Source organism: Acinetobacter sp. C13, assembly GCF_016809775.1.
Lineage (GTDB): Bacteria > Pseudomonadota > Gammaproteobacteria > Pseudomonadales > Moraxellaceae > Acinetobacter > Acinetobacter pittii.
In genome coordinates this window covers 263,559-281,948 of record NZ_JAFBJL010000004.1, presented here as the reverse complement: position 1 = coordinate 281,948, position 18,390 = coordinate 263,559, and the positions used below count along the sequence as shown (strand labels likewise).

Annotated in this window: 20 protein-coding genes; 9 read left to right on the top strand and 11 right to left on the bottom strand. The window is 39.9% G+C overall.

What is annotated here, in order from left to right; translation table 11 throughout:
* The first annotated feature begins 15 nt into the window (after positions 1–15).
* The 5 genes from JGE69_RS13545 (at position 16) to JGE69_RS13525 (ending at position 6,762) form a co-directional block, all read left to right on the top strand.
* Positions 16–1,356 (top strand): MacA family efflux pump subunit, encoded by a 1,341-nt coding sequence (locus tag JGE69_RS13545; protein ID WP_133480874.1) that lies wholly within the window; start codon positions 16–18, stop codon positions 1,354–1,356.
* A 2-nt stretch (positions 1,357–1,358) separates the two neighbouring features.
* The gene (locus tag JGE69_RS13540; RefSeq protein WP_002114873.1) at positions 1,359–3,353 is read left to right on the top strand and encodes a MacB family efflux pump subunit; all 1,995 of its coding nucleotides are present in this window, start codon (positions 1,359–1,361) and stop codon (positions 3,351–3,353) included.
* 22 nt (positions 3,354–3,375) lie between these two features.
* Positions 3,376–4,770: an efflux transporter outer membrane subunit gene (locus JGE69_RS13535; RefSeq protein WP_199113801.1), complete on the top strand. Its 1,395-nt coding sequence runs from the start codon at positions 3,376–3,378 to the stop codon at positions 4,768–4,770.
* 222 nt (positions 4,771–4,992) lie between these two features.
* Positions 4,993–6,315 (top strand): hypothetical protein, encoded by a 1,323-nt coding sequence (locus JGE69_RS13530; RefSeq protein ID WP_199113649.1) that lies wholly within the window; start codon positions 4,993–4,995, stop codon positions 6,313–6,315.
* Positions 6,316–6,450: 135 nt separating this feature from the next.
* Positions 6,451–6,762, top strand: coding sequence for a hypothetical protein (locus tag JGE69_RS13525; protein ID WP_199113651.1), 312 nt, complete (start codon positions 6,451–6,453; stop codon positions 6,760–6,762).
* Positions 6,763–6,877: 115 nt separating this feature from the next.
* On the opposite strand, the gene JGE69_RS13520 is transcribed toward JGE69_RS13525, so the two are convergent.
* The 3 genes from JGE69_RS13520 to orn all read right to left on the bottom strand — a co-directional run bounded on the left by JGE69_RS13520 (position 6,878) and on the right by orn (position 9,270).
* Complete coding sequence (locus JGE69_RS13520) at positions 6,878–7,681, bottom strand: enoyl-ACP reductase (RefSeq protein ID WP_031944198.1); 804 nt, start codon at positions 7,679–7,681, stop codon at positions 6,878–6,880.
* Positions 7,682–7,818: 137 nt separating this feature from the next.
* Complete coding sequence (locus tag JGE69_RS13515; RefSeq protein WP_068527998.1) at positions 7,819–8,550, bottom strand: Bax inhibitor-1/YccA family membrane protein; 732 nt, start codon at positions 8,548–8,550, stop codon at positions 7,819–7,821.
* 153 nt (positions 8,551–8,703) lie between these two features.
* Positions 8,704–9,270, bottom strand: a complete 567-nt coding sequence (orn, locus tag JGE69_RS13510; RefSeq protein WP_000099436.1) for an oligoribonuclease — start codon at positions 9,268–9,270, stop codon at positions 8,704–8,706.
* A 124-nt stretch (positions 9,271–9,394) separates the two neighbouring features.
* Here orn and rsgA point away from each other — a divergent pair, with 124 nt between their 5' ends.
* The 4 genes from rsgA (at position 9,395) to secB (ending at position 11,726) form a co-directional block, all read left to right on the top strand.
* The gene (gene rsgA / locus JGE69_RS13505; RefSeq protein ID WP_005066188.1) at positions 9,395–10,456 is read left to right on the top strand and encodes a ribosome small subunit-dependent GTPase A; all 1,062 of its coding nucleotides are present in this window, start codon (positions 9,395–9,397) and stop codon (positions 10,454–10,456) included.
* A 98-nt stretch (positions 10,457–10,554) separates the two neighbouring features.
* Positions 10,555–10,971 (top strand): rhodanese-like domain-containing protein, encoded by a 417-nt coding sequence (locus JGE69_RS13500; protein ID WP_000443006.1) that lies wholly within the window; start codon positions 10,555–10,557, stop codon positions 10,969–10,971.
* A gap of 11 nt (positions 10,972–10,982) precedes the next feature.
* Complete coding sequence (gene grxC, locus JGE69_RS13495) at positions 10,983–11,240, top strand: glutaredoxin 3 (protein ID WP_002114715.1); 258 nt, start codon at positions 10,983–10,985, stop codon at positions 11,238–11,240.
* 27 nt (positions 11,241–11,267) lie between these two features.
* Positions 11,268–11,726 (top strand): protein-export chaperone SecB, encoded by a 459-nt coding sequence (secB, locus tag JGE69_RS13490; protein ID WP_002115005.1) that lies wholly within the window; start codon positions 11,268–11,270, stop codon positions 11,724–11,726.
* Between the two features lie 72 nt (positions 11,727–11,798).
* On the opposite strand, the gene JGE69_RS13485 is transcribed toward secB, so the two are convergent.
* The 8 genes from JGE69_RS13485 to JGE69_RS13450 are packed head-to-tail and all read right to left on the bottom strand — an operon-like array spanning position 11,799 to position 18,367.
* Positions 11,799–12,455 (bottom strand): 4'-phosphopantetheinyl transferase family protein, encoded by a 657-nt coding sequence (locus JGE69_RS13485; protein ID WP_199113653.1) that lies wholly within the window; start codon positions 12,453–12,455, stop codon positions 11,799–11,801.
* Between the two features lie 23 nt (positions 12,456–12,478).
* Complete coding sequence (locus tag JGE69_RS13480; RefSeq protein WP_199113655.1) at positions 12,479–12,913, bottom strand: excinuclease; 435 nt, start codon at positions 12,911–12,913, stop codon at positions 12,479–12,481.
* Positions 12,914–12,924: 11 nt separating this feature from the next.
* Positions 12,925–14,151, bottom strand: coding sequence for a beta-ketoacyl-ACP synthase (locus JGE69_RS13475; protein ID WP_014208361.1), 1,227 nt, complete (start codon positions 14,149–14,151; stop codon positions 12,925–12,927).
* Positions 14,151–14,876 carry a 3-ketoacyl-ACP reductase FabG2 gene (locus JGE69_RS13470; protein WP_014208360.1) on the bottom strand — a complete coding sequence of 242 codons (726 nt, stop codon included), beginning with the start codon at positions 14,874–14,876 and terminating at the stop codon, positions 14,151–14,153. The genes JGE69_RS13475 and JGE69_RS13470 overlap by 1 nt, the downstream gene beginning before the upstream one ends.
* Before the next feature lie 23 nt (positions 14,877–14,899).
* Entirely contained in the window at positions 14,900–15,325 is a 426-nt protein-coding gene (locus JGE69_RS13465) for a 3-hydroxylacyl-ACP dehydratase (RefSeq protein WP_039764348.1), read from the bottom strand.
* On the bottom strand, positions 15,325–16,527 hold the full coding sequence (locus tag JGE69_RS13460) for a beta-ketoacyl-[acyl-carrier-protein] synthase family protein (RefSeq protein ID WP_199113657.1): 1,203 nt from the start codon (positions 16,525–16,527) through the stop codon (positions 15,325–15,327). The genes JGE69_RS13465 and JGE69_RS13460 overlap by 1 nt, the downstream gene beginning before the upstream one ends.
* On the bottom strand, positions 16,524–17,069 hold the full coding sequence (locus tag JGE69_RS13455) for a DUF3261 domain-containing protein (RefSeq protein ID WP_016142227.1): 546 nt from the start codon (positions 17,067–17,069) through the stop codon (positions 16,524–16,526). The genes JGE69_RS13460 and JGE69_RS13455 overlap by 4 nt, the downstream gene beginning before the upstream one ends.
* A gap of 2 nt (positions 17,070–17,071) precedes the next feature.
* Complete coding sequence (locus tag JGE69_RS13450; protein WP_199113659.1) at positions 17,072–18,367, bottom strand: NAD(P)/FAD-dependent oxidoreductase; 1,296 nt, start codon at positions 18,365–18,367, stop codon at positions 17,072–17,074.
* Between the last annotated feature and the right edge of the window lie 23 nt (positions 18,368–18,390).

The window sequence follows — 18,390 nt, the reverse complement described above, 5'->3', positions numbered from 1 at the left end:
TTTCGACCTCTCGCCATGCCAAAAATAAAGCCAATCAAACTTGTTATTATCATCGTCTGTATAGCCATTATTGCTGTATTAGCTTGGAAATTTTTAAAGCCTAAAGAGCAGCAGCCTCAATATATTACAGCTGAGGTAACACGCGGAGATATTGAAAATAATGTCCTTGCAACAGGTACACTTGATGCAACCAAACTGATTAGTGTGGGTGCACAGGTATCTGGTCAGGTCAAAAAGATGTATGTACAGTTGGGCGATCAAGTGAAACAAGGTCAACTTATCGCACAAATTGACTCAACCACCCAAGAAAATAGTTTAAAAACTTCTGATGCGAATATTAAAAATTTAGAAGCGCAGCGCCTTCAACAAGTTGCTTCTTTAAATGAAAAACAACTTGAATACCGCCGTCAGCAACAAATGTATGCGCAAGATGCAACGCCTCGTGCAGATTTAGAATCGGCTGAGGCAAGCTATAAAACAGCTCAGGCGCAAATTAAAGCATTAGATGCACAGATCGAATCTGCAAAAGTGACAAAATCTACGGCACAAACCAATATTGGTTATACACGCATTGTTGCTCCAACTGATGGTACGGTTGTCGCGATTGTGACCGAAGAAGGCCAAACTGTAAACGCAAACCAAAGCGCTCCAACAATTGTCAAAATTGCAAAACTACAAAACATGACGATTAAGGCGCAGGTGAGTGAAGCTGACATTATGAAAGTTGAAAAAGGACAACAGGTTTACTTTACAACTTTAGGTGATGAAACTAAGCGCTATGCAACATTACGTCAGATTGAACCAGCTCCAGACTCAATTTCTAGCGAATCAACAAGTACAACAAGCTCAACAACCAGTTCAGCTGTTTACTATAATGCGTTATTCGATGTGCCAAATACTGATGGTAAATTGCGTATTGATATGACAGCACAAGTTTATATTGTATTAGATTCAGCTAAAAATGCCCTACTTGTTCCTTCATCAGCACTGAGTTCTAAACAATTTTCAGGCCAAAGAAAATCTGGTCAATCTACAGATAAAGCTGCTTCAGCTCCAAATGCAGAAAGAAAAAATTCAGGTAGTGGTGTTCGTTTAGAACGTTTAAATTTAACTGCTGAACAAAAACAACTAGTTGAGCAAGGTAAATTAACGTTAAGTGTTGTACGTGTATTACAAGCCGATGGCACAACTAAACCAACTCAGATTTTGGTGGGTATTAACAACCGTGTAAATGCGCAAGTTCTTGCGGGCTTAAAACAAGGTGATCAAGTTGTGATTGCCGATAGTGCAGATACTTCTGCTGCATCAGCAAATAGTAGTAATAACCGTCGCCGTAGTGGCCCAATGGGAATGTAAGCATGACAAAACAAGCTTTGCTTGAAGTCAGCAATCTAGTCCGGGAATTCCCTGCTGGCGAAAGCACGATACAAATTTTAAAAGGTATTGACCTGACCATTTATGAAGGTGAACTGGTTGCGATTGTCGGCCAGTCTGGTTCCGGCAAATCGACCCTCATGAATATTTTGGGGTGTTTGGACCGACCTACGAGTGGTAGTTACAAGGTTAATGGACAAGAAACCGGTAAACTTGAGCCAGATCAACTCGCTCGACTACGCCGTGAATATTTTGGTTTTATTTTCCAGCGCTACCATTTATTGGGTGATTTATCTGCTGAAGGTAACGTAGAAGTTCCAGCTGTTTATGCAGGTGTTACCCCTTCTGAACGTAAACAACGCGCAACGGCTTTACTGACCGAATTAGGTTTAGGTACTAAAACCCTCAATAGACCAAGCCAACTTTCTGGTGGTCAGCAGCAACGTGTTTCTATTGCCCGTGCGCTGATGAATGGCGGTGACGTTATTCTGGCAGATGAACCAACAGGGGCGCTTGACTCTCATAGTGGTGTTGAGGTGATGCGTATTTTGCGTGAACTCAATGCCGCAGGTCACACTATTATTTTAGTCACCCACGATATGCAAGTTGCAAAAAATGCGACTCGCATTATCGAGATTAGTGACGGAGAAATTATTAGTGACCGCCCTAATGTTCCAGATCAAGCAGCTGAACCAATCAAATCTGATCCTGATGCGGCGCCTGCTTTGCAAGGTAAACAGAAGAAAGGCAAAAGTATTTCTGCATGGCGCTCTACTTTAGACCGTTTATCTGAAGCCTTTCAAATGGCTTTACTGTCTATGAATGCCCACCGCATGCGTACTTTTTTAACCATGCTGGGGATCATCATTGGCATTGCATCGGTTGTTACTGTTGTCGCATTAGGTAAAGGCTCTCAACAGCAAATTTTAAGTAATATTAGTAGTCTGGGAACAAATACGATTACAGTATTTCAGGGCCGTGGTTTTGGTGACAACTCTAAAACTGCAAGTTTTAAAACCTTGGTGCCTGCCGATGCCGATGCGTTAATGACTCAACCGTATGTTAGTGCAGTCAGCCCAATCGTTAGTACATCCAAAACCATGCGTTACCAACAAAATGAAGCGAACGCGACCATTAATGGTGTGAGTAACGATTATTTCGATGTGAAAGGTTTGGTCTTTAAAGATGGACAAACTTTTGATCAACGTAGTGTCCGTGATCGCTCACAGGATGTGGTCATTGATACTAATACTCAAAAGCAGTTCTTTAGTGACGGTACCAACCCTATCGGTCAAGTAGTGTTACTCGGTAGTGTACCTGCTCGTATTATTGGCGTTGTAGAACCGCAAACGAGCGGCATGGGCTCAGATGACACTTTAAATGTCTATATGCCTTATACAACCGTGATGAGCCGTATGTTAGGACAATCTAATGTACGTAATATCGTGGTTCGTATTAATGACAAATATTCAACTGCTGCCGCAGAAAATGCGATTGTGAATTTATTAACCCAGCGCCATGGTGCACAAGATATTTTCACCATGAACAGTGACAGTATCCGTCAGACTATTGAGAAAACAACTAGCACAATGACCCTTCTGGTTTCAGCAATTGCCGTAATTTCATTGGTCGTTGGTGGTATCGGGGTAATGAATATTATGTTGGTTTCGGTGACTGAACGTACTCAAGAAATTGGTGTACGTATGGCCGTAGGTGCGCGTCAAAGTGATATTTTGCAGCAATTCCTGATTGAAGCAATTTTGGTGTGTTTAATTGGTGGTGTGCTTGGCGTCTTACTATCGCTTGGCCTTGGGCAACTTATTAATAAATTTGCTGGTGGTAACTTTAGTGTGGCTTATTCAAGCACCTCAATTATTGCAGCCTTTGTCTGTTCAACACTGATTGGGGTCGTTTTTGGTTTCTTACCAGCCAAGAATGCCGCGAAACTTGACCCTGTCGCCGCACTATCTCGAGAATAAGGAAAATTGCATGTCTTTCTCTATGACTAAACTCAGCACAGCACTTCTTCTCACAGGTTCTCTTGTCGGATGTGCAGCTGTAGTAAAAACACCTTATGAAACACCTGCAGTACAAGTTCCGGGTAGTTTTCAGTATGACACAGCAAAAACAAAAACCATGTCTGCTAATCAATATTCTGACCGTTGGTGGACACTCTTTAACGATGCACAGCTCAATCAACTTGTAAGTAATGTATTAGAACGTAATAGTGATTTAGCAGTTGCAGGTATTGCTCTAAAGCAAGCCCGTCTACAAGCTGACTTAACCGCTAACAAACAAGGCTTACGAACCAGTTCAAGTGTTTCTACAGGGCATTCTTTCGATTTAAATTCGGGAGATGATAGTGCTAAAGGTCTATCAATGAGCGCTGGCGTAAGCTATGAGCTTGACTTGTTTGGCAAGCTTGCACGCCAAACTGAAGCAAGTAAATGGGAAGCTTTAGCGACTGAACAAGACTTACAAGCCACGGGGCAAAGTTTAATTGCAACTACTGCCAAACTCTATTGGCAACTCGGTTATTTAAATGAGCGCTACACAACTGCCCAGCAAAGTCTAGCAACCTCTCAAAAGCTTTATGACTTAGTGCAAATTCAATATAAAGCTGGTGCCGTTTCAGGTGTAGATCTGACTCAAGCAGAACAATCAGTACAAAGCCAGAAAGCGAGTTTAAGCCAGATTGAACAACAACTGGTTGAAACTCGCACAGCCATTGCGGTGTTATTACATGAACCATTGCAGCAATTAAATATTCAAGAGCCAAAGCGTTTACCACGCACTGCTCTACCTGCAATTGGTGCTGGTTTACCTGCCGATATTTTATCGCGCCGCCCTGATTTGCAAGCAAGCGAACTCCGCTTAAGAAAAGCATTAGCCACTAAAGATGCTACTAAGGCTAGCTACTATCCATCGATTAGCTTAACCAGCAGTCTAGGCTCAAGCAGCACATCGTTAACGGAGTTATTACGTAACCCTGCTCTCACGCTTGGTGCAAGTTTAAGCTTACCGTTTTTGCAATATAACGATATGAAGAAAGATATCGCGATTAGTAATCTGGATTATGAAAAAGCGATTATTCAATATCGTCAAACACTTTATCAGGCTTTTGCTGACGTAGAAAATGCTTTATCGAGTCGTACCGAACTCGACAAACAAGTAGCGTTACAAGAGCGTAATGTTGAACTTGCAGAAAAAACTGAACGTCTAACCGAAGTTCGTTACCGTTATGGTGCTGTTGCATTAAAAACACTTCTCGATGCTCAGCAAACCACACGTACTGCACGTCTAAGTCTCGTTGAAACCAAGCAAAGCCAATACAACGCGTATGTCACCCTCATGCAAGCTCTAGGTGGCTCCCCTGTAAAAGAACTACCGAATTAATAGCACTCCAAGTATTATTGTTTTACTCGTTTAAGCTATCAGCTCATCAAAATGAGTTGATAGCTTTTGATTATTTTTCGCCTTGACGAAACTATTGCTTTTTTATATGTTGATCAAAACAAATTCAAATTAGATAACAAATTCATTTATTTATGATGCGGTTTTATTTTCGCTATACAGAAGATATCTCATATATCTGTAGTAATGGGGTAAAGAAATTCCATGGATACTTTTAACAACCGAGAGATTGCGATAGGGATTTGGCTGTTAGTAATTTTTGTTTATTTTGCTCTATCTCCTAAAATGATCGAAGCCAGACAATCATTTAAACACCTGTTAGCCGCATTCTTTGTAAAACAAATTATTTCAGTACTCGGCTTGATGATCGTATATATAGTATTTATTGTTTACACCCTATCTGAAATTAATCTATGGAATACTGGGCAGCTTAAAAACACTATATTTTGGAGTATATCTGTTGGCTTTATGTCCATTTTTAACATGGAATCAATTAAAAAAGATAAAAGCTTCTTCAAACACTCAGTAATAGATAATTTTAAATTGCTGGCAATTCTCCAGTTTATAGTTGGTGTATATACTTTCCCAATTTGGATTGAAATTCCATTAGTTCCTATTTTGGTGCTAATAGGTGCCATGTTGGCGATTGCTGAAAGCGAAAAAAAACATTACCAAGTCAAAACTGTACTTGAATATTGTCTAACTATATTTGGCAGTATCTCGATTATTTACACTTTATATATGTTGATAACTAATTTTGATGAATTTGGAAATAAAAGGACGGCATATGACTTTTTTGTTCCACCATTACTAACTCTTTTCTATTTGCCATTCTTATTCTTCATGCTAGTTTATTCAACGTATGAACAAGTTTTTGTTCGTTTAAGATTTTCCATTGAAAACCAGCTATATAGGAATTTAGCAAAAATATACGCACTTGCTTTATTTAATATTCAGATGAGTTTACTTGATAGATGGTCATTCCATGTCGCCAGAATAAAAATTGAATCACATACTGATCTAATCGAATCATTTCGACATATACTTAAGGTAAGAAAAGCAGAAACAAATCCTATAAATTTGCCTATCGACCAAGGATGGAGTCCATATCAAGCAAAGGAATTTCTCTCATGTGAGGGACTAAATACTGGGTTCTACAATAATATATATGAGGATGAATGGGTTGCTTCATCTTCGTTGAAAGAGTTTAGCGATGGTATTATCCCAGATAATATTGCTTATTATGTAGAAGGATCTGAAAAAATTGCGAAGATGCTAAAACTTAAAATCAACGTGAATGATACTTCTAGAACCCGACAGGCATGTGAGAAGTTAAAATCAGTAGCAGATGTTTTGAGTATTTCCAGCTTAGGTTTACCTTTATCTAAAGAAATGACAAATGCTATTTCAGAGTGCAAGTCATATTCTGAAAAAGTAGAAAATAAAACAATCGAATTAGCAGTAGAGTACTGGTCTAATCATAAATTTAAAGGAGTTGATCTCAAGTTTATGATATCAACCATTTAACAAAATATTACTGTAGAACAATGTTTCCACTGCATTCCAAATTTTCCAAAAATCACAATCTTATTACAATGGATATTTTTTCAAAATATAAACTGTTCAATTTTTTCAGGTAATAATAGCAATATATGAGTAAATATGTATAAAGTTCACCTTCTACTACACATTTGGGATCGTCAAAATTTAGACCAATCGAATAATTGGGCGGTTGCATATAAAACGATTGAGATGCCATTTATTCCTTTCATTGGCTTAGAAATTGACTTTCCTTTTGAAAGAAACCAAAAAATCAAATCTATTAAATGGAGCATGGAGAGCAATTCATTTTCCTGCACTCTGCAAGATGAATTCTCGCGCAACGGTATAGATGATTCAATGTTTGATGAATGGCTTGAATATTACGAAAATCATGAATGGTCTATTGAAGGACCATATCCCAAAACCGAATAATTAGACTATAGCGATATATTTATATTAATTTTGAAATGACAGAAAAAGTGAAATTAGGTTGTAAAAACAAAGCCGCTATTAAAGCGGCTTTGTTATGTAAATTAGATAAATCTAATTATTCATCATCCATCATAGATTGGCTCATACCAACAGTATTGAAACCAGCATCTACATATAGAATTTCACCAGTAATACCTGAAGCCCAAGGTGAGCATAGGAATAATGCTGCGTTACCTACTTCTTCAATCGTTACGTTACGCTTTAACGGCGCAACTTTTTCATTGGCATCTAACATTTTACGGAAAGACTTAATACCAGATGCAGCCAAAGTACGGATTGGACCCGCAGAAATCGCGTTTACACGGATACCATCAACACCAAGGCTTGATGCTAAATAGCGAACACCAGCTTCTAAAGAAGCTTTTGCCATACCCATTACGTTGTAGTTAGGCATAACGCGCTCAGAACCTTGGTAAGTCAAAGTTAATAAACAACCTTGGCGAGCTTGTAATAAAGGTTTTGCAGCACGTGCCATTGCAACAAAGCTGTATGCACTGATGTCATGAGCAACTTTAAAACCTTCACGGTCAGTCACGTCAGTGAAGTCACCGTCAAGTGTATGTGCAGGTGCGAAGCCAATTGAGTGTACAACACCGTCTACACCATCCCAATGTTTTGCAAGTTCTGCAAATGCATTATCAATTTCAGCATCAACAGCAACATCACATGGAAACACAAGCTTAGAACCGAATTGCTCAGCAAATTCATCCACACGTTTTTTTAATTTTTCGTTTGGATAAGTAAACGCAAGCTCTGCACCTTCACGGTGTAATGCTTGTGCAATACCAAAAGCAATTGATAATTTACTAGCAACGCCTGCAATCAAAAAGCGCTTACCTGCTAAAAGTCCTTGTGTCATGCCGATCTCACTCAAAACAATTTCAAGCATAATGCCAATATTCGGCGGTTTTCGAAATTGCATAATGCATCTTTTTTCAAAAATCGCACGAAAAAAAATCGCTCCTGATGAGGAGCGACTTCTAGATGAATTCAATCTTAGTCGTCAGACAATAAGCCAAGTAAGCGTAAGAAAGAAATATACATCCAAACTAAAGTTGCCAGTAATGCGATACCACACAACCATTCCATGAATTTTGGTGCACGATATGCTGCATTAGTTTCGATTAAATCAAAATCTAAAATCAGGTTAAGCGAAGCAATGACCGCGACGAATGCAGCAAAACCGATACCTAACCAGTTACTTTCAAAAATATAAGGAACACTTGAACCAAATGCTAAACGCATGATCATCTGCACAATAAATACAATAAAGATAGCTAAAGATGCAGAGATTACAACTGACTTAAACTTTTCAGTTGCGCGGATAATTTGGAATTTATATAAACTAAACATCACCAAAGTGGTGACAAAGGTTGCTAATAAAGCCTGAAGTGGAACACCTGGGTATTTCAACTGGAAAGTAAACGAAATACCACCTAAAAAAGCCCCTTCAAATAAGGCATACGGAATTGCCAATGTTGGCGCAGTCGTTGGTTTAAACGTTGTAATTAAAGCTAAAACCAAACCACCAATTGCACCCACAATTGAAGCTGCGTAAGCAATACCAACATTTGCAGTAAAGGCTGCATAGAAAAATAAAGCGACACCCACCGCAGCTGCAATGACCGTCAACATAACAGATTTTTGAATCGCACCTTGCACAGTCATCGGTTGACTATAGTCACTGACCGTTTCAACACGAGTCAGTATCGGGTTATTACTTTGCATAAATGCTCTCTTTTTATAATAAAAATTTAAAACATCATTTTAAGCAAAATGAATATGAAAGCCAAATTAAGCAATTGGCATTATTGTAACAATGTCCTTTATACAATAAAAAAGGAGGCATAAGCCTCCTTTCATATCACGTCTACAATGTAATCAATCTTTACCATCAGTATTCATAATAAAGAAATATTCGCGGTAATATTTCAACTCTGAAATTGAGTCACGAATATCATCCATTGCCAAATGTGATGCATTCTTTTTCAGGCCACTCATAATTTCAGGGCGCCAGCGTTTTGAAAGTTCTTTTACCGTAGATACATCAAGATTACGATAATGGAAATACTGCTCAAGTTCAGGCATAAGACGATGTAAGAAACGGCGATCCTGACAGATTGAGTTACCGCACATTGGGGAAACTTTTGGATTCACCCATTTTTTTAGGAATTCTAAAGTTTGTAACTCAGCATCACGGGCTGTTAACTTACTGCGACGGACTCGTTCAATCAGTCCAGACTGCCCATGTTGACGAGTGTTCCATTCATCCATTGCATTTAAAATACGATCAGGTTGATGAATCGCCAAAACAGGACCTTCGGCAAGTACATTTAAATGATCATCTGTAATAATTGTTGCGATTTCAATAATTTGGTCATTATCGGTATCTAATCCGGTCATTTCCAGATCAATCCAAATTAATCGTGTATTTAAAGTACTGCTCATGAATGTACGTTCTAAAATGCCGTAAAAACATCAATAGTAGCAAATTTCTTGCTTCCGCGCTGTAATTCTATAGCTGCTTCATGCTATTTTGCGGTCTTCAAACAATGGTTTTTTTGGGATATGAATGGCTTTAATTCGTAAGCGTCGTTTAACTGAACAACAGCAACGTCGTATTGAAAAACAGCATAAAACTCGCCAAGAAGAGATCGATACTTCACAGGATCTAGACGGACTCGTTGTACAACATTATGGCCGTCAACTTGAAGTACAAGCCCTCTCTGTACCTGAGCATCACCCAGAAAAACCACAAGTTGCCGAAGGAGAACCAGAACCATTCTGGAAGCCGATCGAGCTCAATAGTGTTTGGCGTTGCCATACTCGAACTAATCTTGAGTTACTTGTAACTGGTGATCGTGTTAAATGGCAGGCAGACCCAAATACGGGTCTAGGTATTATTACAGCCATTCACCCACGTACATCTTTACTTACCCGCCCTGACCGCTATCACAAAGTTAAACCAGTGGCCGCGAATATCAGTTTGATTGTGATTGTATTTTCACCGCTTCCTGAACCTGCGCCAACGTTAATTGATCGATATTTAGTTGCTTGTGCAGATGCAAACATTCCTGCTCTTTTGGTCCTCAATAAGTCTGATTTACTCACTGAAAATGACCCAATTCTTACCCTATTAGAAGAATATAAAACCTTGGGTTATGAAGTGATGATTTGTCAGTCCAAGAAGGGAGATATCTCTGCTTTATCTGAGCGTTTAGATGGTGAAACCGTAGCATTTGTAGGGCAATCAGGCGTAGGAAAAAGCTCTTTAATTAATGTGCTCATTCCAGATGCAGAGCAAAAAACTAATGTTATTTCTGAAAACTCTGCACTTGGACAACACACGACAACCTCTACGCGCTTAATCAACTTCGGTAAAAATGGTGCCTTAATTGATTCTCCGGGAATTCGTGAGTTTGGGCTTTGGCATCTCGATTTAGAAAAAATTCGTATGGGATTTCCTGACATTGCCGCACATCTAGGATCTTGCCAATTCCGTAATTGCACACATACTCATGAAAAGAATTGTGGGCTTAAACAGGCCGTTGAAGCGGGTGAAATTTTGCCACGACGTTTAGATAGCTTTTTGCGTTTAATCGATGAGATTCAAGAAGCGCAGCAAAAAAACTGATTTTCTGCCCTATTTGCCCTTGAAGTGGTGATTTTGATCACCATCTATATACGCTATACTCTAGGTCAATTTTGTTTTTTAATTTTTTTAGGTGACTTGTGGAACGCTGGTTAGAGTTTATGGGGAATCACCCCATTTTGTTTGGTACGCTCGGAGTCTTGATTGTGTTGTTCTTCATTTTTGAAGGTCAACGTAACGGTCGTAAAATTTCTCCACAGTCGCTTGGTATTTTAGTGAAAGCGAAAAATGCTCTTTTGATTGACTTACGCGATAGCAAAGATTTCCGCGAAGGTCACATTAGTGGCAGTCGCAATATTCCGTATAGCCAAATCGCAAGTCATGCTGACGAATTAAAAGCAAGTGACCGTCCACTGGTATTTATTTGCAACTTGGGGCAAGTTGCTGGAAGTGCTTTGCAAAAAGTTGCTCACCACGATAGCTATCGTCTTGATGGTGGTATTAGTAACTGGAAAGCACAAGGCTTACCTCTTGTTAAAAGCAAACCAAAAGCTTAAGGAGAATTATCATGGCTGCAAATGTCATTGTTTACTCAACTTCTGTATGCCCGTATTGTGTTCGTGCTAAACAGTTACTTGAGCGTAAAGGTGTTGCTTATAAAGAAGTAAATCTTTCTGTTGAAGCACCAGAAGTACGTGTTGAATTAATGCAACGCACAAATCATCGTACTGTCCCACAAATTTTCATTAACGATCAGTTTATCGGTGGTTTTGACCAACTTTATGCTTTAGAGCGTGAAGGTAAACTCGACGAATTATTGGCTTAACATCGCATCCATATTAAGGAAAAAACAATGAGCGAAGAACAACAAGTTCAACCACAATTAGCTTTAGAGCGTATTTATACAAAAGATATTTCTTTTGAGGTTCCTGGGGCGCAGGTTTTTACTAAACAATGGCAACCTGAACTTAATATCAATCTTTCTTCTGCTGCAGAAAAGATTGATCCGACTCACTTTGAAGTTTCTTTAAAAGTTGTGGTTCAAGCCGATAACGACAACGAAACAGCGTTCATTGTAGATGTAACTCAATCAGGTATTTTTTTGATCGACAACATTGAAGAAGAGCGTTTACCTTATATTTTAGGCGCATACTGCCCAAATATTTTGTTCCCGTTCTTACGTGAAGCTGTAAATGATTTAGTAACTAAAGGTAGCTTCCCACAGTTACTTCTTACTCCAATCAACTTTGATGCCGAGTTTGAAGCTAACATGCAACGTGCTCAAGCTGCTGCTGTTGAAGGTCAAGCTTAATTTTTTAGCTTCTCCTTTTAATAAAAAAAACCGCGTAATACGCGGTTTTTTTTATGTGTGCTATTTATATTATTAACGATCAAGCGAGTGAAGCTGAATAGATGGAAACTGAAAACCACGGCAAGATAACTCTGAACGCCATGCCACGGTTAATATCATATTGCCAATAATAAAATTCTGATAAGCAAATGTCCCATTAAGTGGGTGAGAACAGACTCCACCATGATCGGTAGGATGTGCCTGAGTATTTAGCGTATTTAAATCTAAACGTATACCTAATCCTGAAGCTTTTAAAACGGCTTCTTTTGTGGTCCAGACTTTGAACCAATATTCTCTATCTTGTTCTAAGCTTAGCCATGTTTCATATTCATCGGGATGAAAGGCATGTTTTGCTAAAGCATCTAAGCGTACATTTCGATCCAGTTCCTCAACATCTACCCCAATATCTTTAACTTGTTCGCTCATGGCTAAAGCGTAGTATTGTTGGCTATGTGTGTGATTAAAATGCAAAGTGTGATTTAACAAATAAGGTTTACCATGTTCATGCTTGGCAAACTCCAATTCCATTGACGTGAGTTGGAGTTTCTCTGCAATCAGTCGATTTCTGACACTCTGTATTTGTTGTTTTTTATAATGATTAAATGAACGGAAGTCTGGAAAATCTTGTTTAGACTTTAAAAGAAGCTGAGATAATGCCTGTGTATAGACTTCAATTTTGCGCTTAGACATTATCTCAACCTTACTAGAAATTATTAAAATTTAACGACATCGCCTTTTAAAGCAACACCCGCCATCATGGTGCCTTTATAGCAATCGTAAGTTGTCGTACTCGTTGTTTCATTGGCTTTAAAATAGCTCACAATATTGGTCACGGCGTTTGCCCCTTGTGCTTTAGCATTGTTTTGCATTTGGATCAGTGCTGAACGTAAAACCCAGTCACAAGACGTTGCTGCTGACTTACCAAAACCATTGGTCTTTTTATTGGTTACCGCATCTTTTTGAATGATTTTACCGCCAGACTTTGTACCCTTTAAATAAAACTTTACTGAACCATCCAGAGTCCCATCGGCAACTGCACGGTCTACAGCTTCTTTAAAATTTAACTGATGTACTTCATCTCCAGCCTGAACAGTGGCAGTAAAACCCGCACTTAGCATTGCTATAAATAAAAGTTTTTTATTTAACATTGTTGTGTTCCTTATTGTTTAACACGTTTAAAAATAAGCGAAGTATTAATTCCGCCAAAAGCAAAGTTATTGCTCATAATAATGTCAGCATCCAAATTTCTCGGCTGCTGAACGATATAATCTAGTTCACCACATAGCGGGTCGATTTCATCTAGATTTAAAGTTGGAATAAAACGGCCACGATTCATCATTTCGATGCTTAACCAAGCTTCAATAGCCCCACACGCCCCCAGCGTATGTCCAAAATAACTCTTTAAAGAGCTGATTGGTTTATAGCCTAAAACTTTTGCAGTGGCTTGGCTCTCTGCCACATCGCCCTGATCAGTTGAAGTACCATGCGCGTTTACATAGGCAATGTCTTTAGCCTCTACAGATGCATCTTTAAGCGCTAACTCCATACAGCGTCCCATCATTTCTGACTCAGGACGAGTTACATGTTGACCATCGGTATTGCTACCATAACCAATCACTTCTGCATAAATATGAGCACCTCGTGCTTTGGCATGTTCATATTCTTCGAGAATTAAACACCCTGCCCCTTCACCAATCACCAATCCATCTCGTTTAGCATCAAAAGGACGTGGTGTTTTTTCAGGTTGATCATTCATTCCACTGGTCGCGAACAATACATCAAAAACTGCCGCACCTGCCGCACTGAGTTCCTCTGCACCACCCGCAATCATGACCTGTTGTTTGCCATATTTGATTGCTTCATACGCTTGCCCAATTGCCATGGAACCAGAGGTACATGCGCTTGAGGTAGGTAAAGTTAATCCTTTTAGACCAAAATATACAGTCATGTTCACCGCACTGGTGTGGGCCATCATACGAATATAAGTGGTGGCATTAATCTTACTCATGCTCTGGTGAAGCAACATGCTTGCAAACTCACCCACGGCATCTACGCTACCCGCAGAAGACCCAAAGGCAACACCCGCTTCGCCACTAGACAAAATTTCATGCCCGAGCAAACCAGCATTTTGTAAAGCAGTTTCGGCACAAACCACAGACATGAGCGCTACACGCCCCATCCCACGGGTAACCTTACGGTTAAAATGTTTTGGAACATGAAATGTTTCCACAGGCCCAGCAAGTTTGGTCCGAAGGTCAACATATTGCTCCCACTCCGGCATGTAGCGAATACCGCTTTTAGCAGCTTCAAATCGCGCAAAGATGTCATCGGCAGTTTCACCTAAAGAGGTAATGCCTGCCATTCCTGTCACAACTACACGTTTCATCAGATGAGTCCTCCATTTACAGAGATCACCTGTCGAGTTACATACGAGGCTTCATCTGAACACAAGAATTTCACTACGCTCGCCACTTCATCGACCTGTCCCATGCGCTGCAGCGGAATCATTTTAAGCGCATGCTCTTTGACTTCATCTGTCACCATTTCGGTTTCAATCAGTCCAGGAGCTACACAGTTCACAGTAATTTTTCGCTTCGCCAATTCGAGTGCTAAGGCTTTGGTCGCACCAATCAAACCTGCTTTTGCAGCACTATAGTTAACCTGACCACGGTTACCCATAATCCCAGAAACCGAAGATAACGTGACGATACGGCCACCTTTACGTAAATGAATCATTGGCATGATGAGTGGTTTTAAAACATTATAAAAACCATCTAAGGAAGTCGAAATAACTTCATCCCAATCTTGATCAGTTAATGCTGGAAAAGCACCATCATGAGTAAGACCTGCATTTAATACGACACCATAAAAAGCGCCATGCTGCTCTACGTCTTGTTCTAGAATTTGTTGAACTGTCTGGCGCTCATTTACATCAAACATTAAATAATGGCTATTTTGACCTAAGGCTTGAATCTCTTGTACGACTTGCTCAGCCTCTGCCTGACGAGAACGTGCATGTACAGTTACATCAAAACCAGCCTTTGCCAGCTGTAATGCAATCGCTTTCCCAATTCCTCGGCTTGAACCCGTTACTAAAATTCGTCTTGTCACAATGTATTCCTAATTCTTTGTGGTTATTCAAATGGTGTTTCTGTAGGTTCAAATACACTTAACGTTGCCTGAATGCAGTGCTCAGCATATTGAATTTCACAGGAAAATTGCCCAAGTCCTTCATGAAAATATTGTTGCTCTATTTGGATAATCAATCGTGAACCTAAGGAGAAATAAGGGATGGGTAAATTTAATTTACGTGTTCCCAATAAAAAACCGACTTTTGGTGCTTGTTTTGACTGCTGACCTTGCCAGCCTGAATAAGCACTAATTGTTTGTGCCATAATTTCAATGCTTGCCCATGTCGGCAATCCTTCCGCTTCACAAAACATGAGCTCTGGTGTAATCGTGAGTTCTGCTTGTGCCCGCCCTTCAGCAACATCCGTTAAATGGTCAATAAATACCATCGGTTGCTCATGAGGAATATATTGAATTGCATCCAGTTTCATTAGGGCTTCACTCCAAAAACAAGACTAATATTACTTCCCCCAAAAGCGAAAGAATTACTCATGACATAACGAATGGGCTGTGTTAATTCGGCTTCTTGCACATAGTTTTGGTCGACCAAATCTGGATCAATCTCAACATTTTGATGTAAAGGCAACCAGCTTTGATCCTTTAGAACCTGTTCACAAATGAAAGCTTCTATGGCACCCGCTGCACCAAGACAATGTCCAGTTTTATGTTTTGTACTACTTAAAGCGACTTGGTAATCACCAAAAACTTGTCTTACAGCCTTAATTTCCATTGCGTCATTTTGTGGAGTTGCAGTTCCGTGCAAGTTAATATAACCCACCTCTTGAGCTGAAATACGTGCCATATCTAATGCACGTTGCATAGCTAAAGCAGCACCTTTGCCTTCAGGATGCGGGGCGGAAATGTGCCATGCATCCATGGACTCACCCGCCCCAATTAACATGACAGGTGCTTGTTCTTTACTTAGTACAAAAAACGCAGCGGCTTCACCAATATTAATACCATCACGGCTTATGCCGCAGGGTTGGCAAATATGTGCAGATAAACTTTCTAGACTATTAAATCCATTTAGAGTCAATTTACACAAGGTATCGACGCCACCAACCAGCACAACATCTGCTAAGTCTGCGTGAAGTAATCTCTGCCCTGCGGCTAATGCTTTAGCGCTTGAAGAACAAGCTGTTGAAATCGTATATGCAGGCCCTTCCCATCCTAAGTACTGCTGTAATGCTTTCGCTAAACAGCTCATTTCTTGAGGATAGTGTGATATCGATAGATCTGTTTGCCCTTGAAAATATTGCTTAAGTAATAATTCATTATCTGCAATACCAGAAGTAGAGGTGCCTACCACAATGGCTAAACGTTTATTTTCAAAGGATGCTGTATAAGCTTTTAACTCTGTTTCGATTTTAGATAATGCGGTTAAGGCAAAACGTAGATTACGTGAATCTACAGACTGCAAGGTATCAGGTACGCTCGAACATAATGGGTGCGTATATTGCCCCACCCAAACATCACGATCAGCGATTAAATCATCTCGCAAAGTTAAGGTTTGCTGCGGCTCTTGTAATGCCTGTTTAATTTGATTAAGTTCGCAGCCTAATGCAGATAAACCAACACTAAATTGTATGCCTACTGCCATTGGAGTTGCATTTGCTGAAGGTAAATGTTTCATGGCGTAGGACTTTCTTCTGTCTGCAAGGTGTTCTCAATCGAACTCAGCGTCATGGTATAAGGGACTTGTTCATTAATCAATTCAATACTTCCTTGCCCTTGTTTAAGCTGCAACACAGGTTGCTTTTCAATATAAACAACTTGCTTGTCTGCTTGTTGTTTCATCTCTACAGCTTGCTGCCCTAAATGTGAAAACTGAGGATATGTCGCAAACAAAAGATCACGTACCACAAACTCAAAAGGCAATAAACGCATTTGATCAATGCGTTGTTCAACATGAACCCGATGCCCATCAAACTGTAACTTAAATAATTGTTGACCTGTCAGGCTCAAAGCAACCATATCTAGTACAGCACCCTTTTGCTGTTGATATAGCAAGAAGCTAAAACTTTGCTGCTTCCACTGAACCTCAACCTGATCTTGCCTTTGATAAGTCTGAGCTTGCCACAGTGGACTTTGCAGCCCTTTAGCATGTGGCATAACCTGACAACCATTTAAAAATATAAAGCTACTGAGTAATATCGTTGCCCATTTGCGTTGCATGGTTATCCCTCAAGTACCTGTTCTTGCGCCAAACCTTCACGACAATATTCTGCCAAAGTAGTGAGTCTACGTTTGGCATTTTTATGAATCGGGTTTTGTTCATCCCACGCATAACCAGCCAATAGGGATGAGATCATACGGCGAATACCTTCATTCTGATTTTGCGAGAACACCACATCTTGGAACTCGCCTTCGTACCACGACTCAACATAGGCACGAAATACCTGAATACCGCGACGTAATGGCTTTTCATATTCTTCTAACCAGTCGACTTGCTCACCTTCTAAAACTCGTTCAACCAAAGGAACCGCCAAACTGGAAGATTTAAGAGCAATCGTTACACCTGATGAAAAGACTGGATCAAGAAACTCACCCGCATTACCTAATAGCGCATAGTTACGGTCTGCCAAGTGTTTTACATTCGCTGAATAACCAACCAAGGTGCGCACTGGTGTATCAAAGTTTGCACGGCGCAAGACATGTGACAAGCTTGGCTCATCATTCAAAATACGCTTAAACATTGCCTCAGGTTCATTATCCGAAGCATTTTCGACCGTGTATTTGTCAAAAAAATCTTGCTCTGCAACAACACCAAAAGAAGCTCGTCCATCTGCAAATGGAATCAGCCAATACCATGCACGATGATCTTTTTCATGGACAGTAATTAAAATTTTATTACGGTCAAATTCTGGATCATCCGTAATTCCGTCTTCAATATGGGTAAACAACGCACGTCGTACCGGAAAATTTGATGGACTTTCTAGATCTAATAACTTTGGCAAAATGCGTCCAAAGCCACTCGCATCTAACAAGAATTTAGTTTGAATCTGATAACGCTGTTGTTCTTCATCGATTACTGTAAGTACAGGCTGTTCAGATGCAACATCAACATCTAAGACTTCATGTCCAAAGCGTATATCTGCGCCATAAACTTGAGCCTGCTTTGCTAGCAAATTGTCAAAATCTGCACGGCGAACTTGCCAAGTTGTTCCCGGACCATCCGTAAATTTTTCTGTAAAGTCATAAAAACTACGCTGTTTGCCACGTAGAAAAGCTGCCCCATTTTTAAATTGAAAAGCATATTGCTCAACATGCTCACGGACTGTTTCTAATAAACCAGCCTCTTCTAAAAATGCCATAGACTGCGGTAACAATGATTCACCAATCGAAAAACGAGGGAAATGCTGTTTTTCAATGACCGTAACGGTATAGCCCTTTTTTCGAAGAAGTGCAGCAGCAGAACTACCTGATGGCCCAGCCCCAATAATTACGACGTCAATTTTTTCTATAGTGCTCATAGCACAACTTCCTTTTTAATTTA